This window comes from Halorubrum sp. C191 (genome assembly GCF_002727095.1).
Lineage (GTDB): Archaea > Halobacteriota > Halobacteria > Halobacteriales > Haloferacaceae > Halorubrum > Halorubrum ezzemoulense.
Map to the genome: position 1 here is coordinate 12910 of NZ_NHNZ01000219.1, position 814 is coordinate 13723.

Consider the following 814-nt stretch of genomic DNA (forward strand, 5'->3'; position numbering starts at 1 on the left):
CATTGAAAATTCCGGTATGATAGATCGCCAGCAGTCGCTGCTCATGAACGGTGACGTAATCGATTCCGGCCCGGTCCAAGGCTGTAGAAACGTTAGTCGGCTCAGATAATGAGACAGAGACACTTGGAGACTGCGAGTCGGTCATACCAAGTCATAGGCATATTCTACATATAAAAACCCGACTCGAGCAGGGTTCAGATACACAAACTGGTCAGTTGCCGTGGCTGGTCTGTCGTCTTCCAGCGGGTGCTGTGCGATAGCCCTTTCCCGGGATTAGCTGTGATGGTATCCACCCCTACCCACCAGTTGAACGAGTGTGATAAGATGTCCCGGAGTCAAAGCTAGTGAGCTCGGTAATACGCTGCTCCAGTTCTTCGATTTCAGCTTGGAGCTCGGTTGTGTCTTCGTCGGCTCCAGCCAACTGGTCTTTGAGCCCTTGGAGACGGGTTTCTTTCATCTCGTCGTCGACGTCTGCCTTCCGTACATACTCGCTCTCTTCAATCTCGTAGACATCGGATTCAGAGAGTGACGTTACCTCCAGCGCGTCGTCGAGTTTGCTCATGTCGACGCTCATCACCCGCTCAGGGCCGATCCCTTCTGCTTCCAGTAGCTCAAGGACTGCTTCGTCATCTTTGAGTGTTCGATTTCGACGGACAGCCCGTTGAACGGACCCGTATTGACCACTCACAGGTTGATCGTGATGGAGGCGGTCAAGCAAGACGCCACGGACCTCCTGCCGAAGATCGTTGGCGTTGCGCTGGACGTCGGACAGCAGCGTGTAGAGATTCACGAGCGTCGGCACGTCTAGTTCGGT

The 814-nt window shown here is 53.9% G+C and carries 1 pseudogene; it reads right to left on the bottom strand.

The features are described 5' to 3' along the window. Positions 1-295: 295 nt before the first annotated feature. Positions 296-814 (bottom strand): annotated as a pseudogene (locus Z052_RS18850) (hypothetical protein); the annotation flags it as partial.